General features: G+C 42.9%; 7 protein-coding genes and 2 pseudogenes. 8 read left to right on the top strand and 1 reads right to left on the bottom strand.

Annotated elements, in window-relative coordinates; all coding sequences use genetic code 11:
- The first annotated feature begins 106 nt into the window (after positions 1-106).
- From SD71_RS12600 to SD71_RS12575, 6 genes and pseudogenes are all read left to right on the top strand, one after another.
- A complete protein-coding gene (locus tag SD71_RS12600; RefSeq protein WP_041063765.1) occupies positions 107-367 on the top strand; it encodes a hypothetical protein in 261 nt (86 codons plus the stop codon).
- A gap of 16 nt (positions 368-383) precedes the next feature.
- Positions 384-584 (top strand): annotated as a pseudogene (locus SD71_RS26235) (phage integrase N-terminal SAM-like domain-containing protein); the annotation flags it as partial.
- 45 nt (positions 585-629) lie between these two features.
- A complete protein-coding gene (locus tag SD71_RS12595; protein WP_200889598.1) occupies positions 630-1,208 on the top strand; it encodes a tyrosine-type recombinase/integrase in 579 nt (192 codons plus the stop codon).
- Positions 1,209-1,335: 127 nt separating this feature from the next.
- On the top strand, positions 1,336-1,803 hold the full coding sequence (locus SD71_RS12590; protein ID WP_041063763.1) for a DUF2691 family protein: 468 nt from the start codon (positions 1,336-1,338) through the stop codon (positions 1,801-1,803).
- Between the two features lie 267 nt (positions 1,804-2,070).
- The gene (locus SD71_RS12580) at positions 2,071-2,259 is read left to right on the top strand and encodes a hypothetical protein (RefSeq protein ID WP_152619446.1); all 189 of its coding nucleotides are present in this window, start codon (positions 2,071-2,073) and stop codon (positions 2,257-2,259) included.
- Positions 2,260-2,613: 354 nt separating this feature from the next.
- Positions 2,614-3,066 (top strand): VOC family protein, encoded by a 453-nt coding sequence (locus SD71_RS12575; RefSeq protein ID WP_041063757.1) that lies wholly within the window; start codon positions 2,614-2,616, stop codon positions 3,064-3,066.
- A 299-nt stretch (positions 3,067-3,365) separates the two neighbouring features.
- Here SD71_RS12575 and SD71_RS26230 read toward each other — a convergent pair whose 3' ends face one another.
- Complete coding sequence (locus SD71_RS26230; protein ID WP_407637546.1) at positions 3,366-3,632, bottom strand: type II toxin-antitoxin system RelE/ParE family toxin; 267 nt, start codon at positions 3,630-3,632, stop codon at positions 3,366-3,368.
- Positions 3,633-3,668: 36 nt separating this feature from the next.
- On the opposite strand from SD71_RS26230, the pseudogene SD71_RS12570 reads away from it, so the two are divergent.
- Both SD71_RS12570 and SD71_RS22265 read left to right on the top strand, forming a co-directional pair.
- Positions 3,669-4,091 (top strand): annotated as a pseudogene (locus tag SD71_RS12570) (hypothetical protein); the annotation flags it as partial.
- Between the two features lie 390 nt (positions 4,092-4,481).
- Complete coding sequence (locus SD71_RS22265; protein WP_152619445.1) at positions 4,482-4,988, top strand: hypothetical protein; 507 nt, start codon at positions 4,482-4,484, stop codon at positions 4,986-4,988.
- Positions 4,989-5,382 lie beyond the last annotated feature (394 nt).

Raw genomic sequence — 5,382 nt, 5'->3', positions numbered from 1 at the left:
AATATGGGTTGAAAGATCCGCAAGCATCGGAGACAGTCGGTTTTATCGGCTGTCTCTTTTTGTATTATGTTGTGGAAAAGAAGGAAATAAAGGGGAGGCGGCGAAAATGAACACTGTAATCATTGAGAAATCCGATGACGGAAAATTGTTGATAGAAATACCTTATCAGGAGCAATGGATTGAATGCATTCGGAAGGTGCCAGGACGCAAGTGGAATTCTAATTCGAGAAAATGGATTGTTCCGTTGACGCAGGAAACTGTTGTAAACATCTGTCATTTTTTCAAAGAGACTCCGGTTGATGTGTCGCCGGAGCTGATCACAGAGATCCCTCAGTTCGCCGAGTTAAGAAGATTGTCCGGACCATGAGGCACTTCAACGTCTAGCATCGCAAATCAAAAGAAAAGGTTATAGCTCAAACACTGAGAGGGCATATACAGGCCATGCCTTACGATTTCTTCGTCAATTGGTTGTTCCATTTAATCAAGTCGAACCTAGTCATGTTCAAAGCTACATCGATGGCTTGTTTCAAGAACATCGCTCAAACACGTATATCAGCCAAACATTAAGTGCTTTAAGATTTTGGATATGTGAAGTGGAGGGCCGTGCCGGTTTTCAGAAGATTTGGATCATGCCGAAGAGAGAACAAAAGCTGCCTGCCGTGTTATCTGCTGAGGAAATATTGCGCGTTTTGGGGGCGATCCGTAATCTTAAACACCGTGCGATCATCACGTTAATTTATTCTTCCGGATTGCGTGTTAGTGAAGTGGCGAAGCTGCAACGTCGTGATATTGATCCGTTTCGGAAAACTATCCATGTTCGACAGTCGAAGGGAAAAAAGGACCGTTATACTGTGTTGTCGTCATCTGCCTACAAGGTACTTGATCAATATTTGAAAAGTTCGCACAGTGAACGTTATCTGTTCCCAGGTGGGGAGGGACCACACAAACCCATTCATGTCCGAACGATTCAACAGGTGTTCGAAAGAGCCAGGAGAGCCGCTGGCATACTGAAACCAGCAACAGTGCATACATTGAGGCATTCATTTGCAACACATCTCTTAGAGGAAGGAACGGACCTGCGCTACATTCAGGAGTTATTGGGTCATGCCTCTTCAAAAACAACTGAAATTTATACACATGTGAGTGTCAAAGATGTGAGGAGGATCAAAAGCCCATTAGATCGGATCATAGAACCAGATAACTTTTGAGTTGTTCGCATAACATCTAATGGAGCATTTATTGCGAGTTCGTATAATAAGGGATAAAAGACGTTATATAAGTACAGAGAATAGACGTTATCCGAAATCTCTGCTTGCAATGAAAGGGGGAGTAAATGTGATTAGGGGGATAACCTTTGAAATTCCAAACAGGTACGGGAAATTCCTTGGAGACATATTAAAACCTATAGAAATAGATGAATACAACTGGCGAATTGGCGGCGAGGAATCATACCTGATAGTTGATGGCAATTTAGGAGAGCCTATGTTTCAGGAACCTATTGATTGTTTGGAAGGTAAGATTCTTAGAAGTATTTTTACCGAAAACGAATATTACTTAATATTTCAAGACCTAAAAGCCTTTCCTAAAGGGAAAACAACTATTGAAGTAAATACTTATGAGGACTATCTTCTAAGTGACTGTCAGTTAGTGCTATTGGTCGTTGATAGTTCGTATATAACGATATATTGCAAAGATAAATCGAAAGTAGATGCACTCTATATAAATGCGAAAGATCAACGATACAAAAACCTTGAATATATAACAGATGTAAACGATATGAGAACAGGCTTGTCTGTATGGTGAAGTGGATTTGCTTGCAGTTCAGGATGGCAGAGACTTCGGATAACACCGTATTCACGCATCGCAGCCATTCGGCTGCTCGGTCCGCCCGAGGTATTTCGATGGAGCCGATCCAGGCGGACAACCCTACGAACCTAACCGCGACGCGGCCGGACCCTTCGGGTCGGGTTCTCGGGTTCGTGAATACGAGAGACGTTATCGGAAATTACCTAGGATAAAAACAGAAAAAAGATGATTAATCAAATACTTCAGTGCATAGGGGCTGAAATTATGGACGGAGATTTGTTCTTTGGTGGAATATTTCTGTGGGTTTTAAGTCTGTTAGTTCTTATTCTAATTATTCGAAGTGCGATTGATGGATCAAAGACCTCAAGGAAAATGGATATTTTAATAGATGAAGTCAGAATGCTTAGGAAAGAAATCAAGGACAATAAACACATAATTGATAAGAGAGCTTGATAGCAATGTCGTTGAAGTAGGTAACTTCCGATAACACCGTATTCACGCATCACAGCCTTGCGGCTGCTCGGTCCGCCCGAGGAAATTTCAAGGAAGCCGATCAGACAACCTTGCGAACCTAACCGCGTCGCGGCCGGCTCCTCCGGAGCCTTAAGGTTCTCGGGTTCGTGAATACGAGAGACGTTACATGACATACCCGAAAACCTAATTTCACATTTTCCTATACTGTGATTTTTCTTTGTTATCATGAACTGTGACAAGGTGTTATTTGTTTGGAAGGAATTTGTAATTTTTGAATCGAATAATTTTGAAGATGATCAGGTAATAAATTTGTACACATAAGGAGATAAAACTATGGCAAAAAACAAATTACTGAGAATGGATAATGTCGGCATCGTTGTAGAATCCCTTGATGACGCAATCTCTTTCTTCGAGGAGATTGGCTTGAACCTCGAAGGACGAGCCACTGTCGAAGGTGAATGGGCTGGTCGCGTAACTGGACTGGGTTCTCAGTGCGTAGAGATTGCCATGATGGTTACCCCAGATGGCCACAGCCGACTTGAACTTTCGCGATTTCTCACCCCACCTACTATATCAGATCACCGGACTGCTCCTGTAAACACCCTCGGTTATCTACGCGTCATGTTCACCGTTGAAGACATTGACGAAATGGTATCTAGACTCACTAAGTATGGTGCTCAGCTCGTTGGCGAAGTGGTTCAGTACGAGGACTCGTATCGGCTCTGCTACATTCGTGGAACCGAAGGACTTCTAATCGGTTTGGCGGAACAACTCGGTAAGAAATAAGTAAGTGACGTTTTATAAAAACCCTTTACTGAAATATACATTAATGGAATAAAAATAGAAACAGTTAAGCAGTGTGAAAGTAACTCGAAGAAGTCGGGTACGTCATATAACACAGCATTCACGCTGCAGGACTCTCCGAGCCCCTTGGTCGCCAGGAGAAGAAGCAGGGAAGCAGATTCAGGCGACAACCCTGCACCGACTAACCGCATCGCGGCCGCCCCTTCGGGGCTTAAGTCGGTGAGGGTTCGTGAATACGAGAGACGTTATAAGAAATCAGGGGGAAAACCAATAACAAGAAGCTAGAGCAGGAAGTTGTATTTTCGTCTTCTATGATGAATTCTTCGGATCTCAACAGTATCATTTTCGACTACATAAAAAATCAGATAAGGTTTAATAACTAACTTTTTGTAGCTCAATGATTGAAGTCTAATGTCATCGGGTATCGTACCACTGTTTGGAAATAACACCGATAGTGATATTGATTGGACAAATTTATTGGTCATGGATAGGGCTGCGCCAGGATTATCAAGCTTTATACAGTGGATGCTATTGGATATGTCCTTCATCATAATAAAATAGGTCTTGTTTTCAAGGAGTTAAACATGAATTTCAATTCAGCGAAAGAAGCGGCGATAAAGGTGAAACGGTGGCCTAAAGATACCATAGCTGCAGGTCGTCGTCATACCGTTGGTCTTAAATCTGACGGAAGGGTGACGGCTGTGGGTGATAATAAATATGGCCAATGTAATGTAAGCGGCTGGCGCGGTATTGTGGCGGTCAGGGCTGGTAACGTTCATATGGCGACGAACACGGGTAATGCTCATACAATCGGTCTTAAATCTGACGGTACTGTGGCGGCTGTGGGTTGGAATAAGGATGACCAATGTGATGTAAGCCACTGGCGCGATATTGTGGCGGTTGCGGCGGGTTGCACTCATACTCTCGGCCTTAAATCGGACGGCACGGTGATTGCAGTGGGTGATAATGAATATGGCCAATGCGATGTAAGCGGCTGGCGCGGCATCCAACTGCCTGACAATTAGTTTTTGTAAGAACGTTCGAAGATGCTCCCTGACTTCTTATAACACTGCATTCACGCATCGCAGCCTTACGGCTGCTCGGTCGCCGAGAGGCATTTCGAGGGAGCGGATTCAGGCGACAACCCTGCGAACCTAACCGCGTCGCTGCCGCCCCCGTTGGGGGCTTAAGGTTCTCGAGTTCGTGAATGCGGGAACGTTATCAGAAATAATCCTTATAAAGGAAACAAGAGGGGAAAACCAATTGCGCCTAAAGATGAACTTACTTGAAAACGCTTATGATTTTCTTAACTCTTCTCTGATATTTTATAGATATTCCGAAGAAGACCAAAGAATTGGAAGATTGCTTTTATTAATCTTGTGCAAGCAATTGAATTGATGGCAAAGGAAAAGTTAAAACGATCAAACAAGTTTTTGGTTTACGAAAACATCGATAATCCTAAAAACACTATCTCTTTATCAACAGCATTAGATAGGATGCTTAATATATTAGAGTTGCCGATGGACATGAGTGATGTTGAGACAATAAAGAAAGCTATTAAGTTAAGGAACCAAATGATGCACTATGAAGTTGACTTATCCATTCATGAACTAAGAGCAAAGTATTCGACACTATTTGAGTTTTTAACATCATTTCATTTCAGATTTCTAGACGGTGAATTACATAACTTCATTGAAGATCATCTTTGGGAGGAAGAAGCGAATTTAATGGAATTCTTTCGTCAAGAGTTCTTTGTTTATAACTCGGAAGAAGTACATAGAAAATTTCCAAAAGATTTTCTTGAATCTAAGTACATAGAGGAATACCTAATCTCTGGACAAGCATATCCAAGAGTAAGGTATGGAAATGAACCAATACGAAAATGGAATGAGACATACACGTGAAACATGTGCTGAATGTATGGTTAAGCTTGGAGAATTTCATGTCCCAGGGTGTGACTGGGAGCAATGCCCAAAATGCTTTGGACAAGCCATAGGATGTGGGTGTGACGATGATGAACAGTTAGAAGATCTTGCCTAGTATTCTCAAAGAAGAGGATTACTTCTGATAACACCGTATTCACGCTGCGGAGCCTTACGGCTCCTTGGTCCGCCCGAGGCAATTACGAAGGAAGCGGTTCCAAGCGGACAACCCTGCGAACCTAACCGCATCGCGGCCGTCACTTCGTGACCTTAAGGTTATTCTCAAAGAAGAGGATTACTTCTGATAACACCGTATTCACGCTGCGGAGCCTTACGGCTCCTTGGTCCGCCCGAGGCAATTACGAAGGAAGCGGTT

The sequence above is a fragment of the Cohnella kolymensis genome, assembly GCF_000829465.1.
Classification (GTDB): Bacteria; Bacillota; Bacilli; order Paenibacillales; family Paenibacillaceae; genus Cohnella; species Cohnella kolymensis.
Note: the sequence above shows the minus strand (reverse complement) of the source record. Positions and strands in the feature narration are given on the sequence as shown.

What these genes read in the sequence shown, in the direction of transcription:
- SD71_RS12600 (WP_041063765.1), top strand. Translation starts at nt 107, where the DNA reads ATGAACACTGTAATCATTGAGAAATCCGATGACGGAAAATTGTTGATA.
- SD71_RS12595 (WP_200889598.1), top strand. Translation starts at nt 630, where the DNA reads ATGCCGAAGAGAGAACAAAAGCTGCCTGCCGTGTTATCTGCTGAGGAA.
- SD71_RS12580 (WP_152619446.1), top strand. Translation starts at nt 2,071, where the DNA reads ATGGACGGAGATTTGTTCTTTGGTGGAATATTTCTGTGGGTTTTAAGT.
- SD71_RS12575 (WP_041063757.1), top strand. Translation starts at nt 2,614, where the DNA reads ATGGCAAAAAACAAATTACTGAGAATGGATAATGTCGGCATCGTTGTA.
- SD71_RS26230 (WP_407637546.1), bottom strand. Translation starts at nt 3,632, where the DNA reads ATGAAGGACATATCCAATAGCATCCACTGTATAAAGCTTGATAATCCT.
- SD71_RS22265 (WP_152619445.1), top strand. Translation starts at nt 4,482, where the DNA reads ATGGCAAAGGAAAAGTTAAAACGATCAAACAAGTTTTTGGTTTACGAA.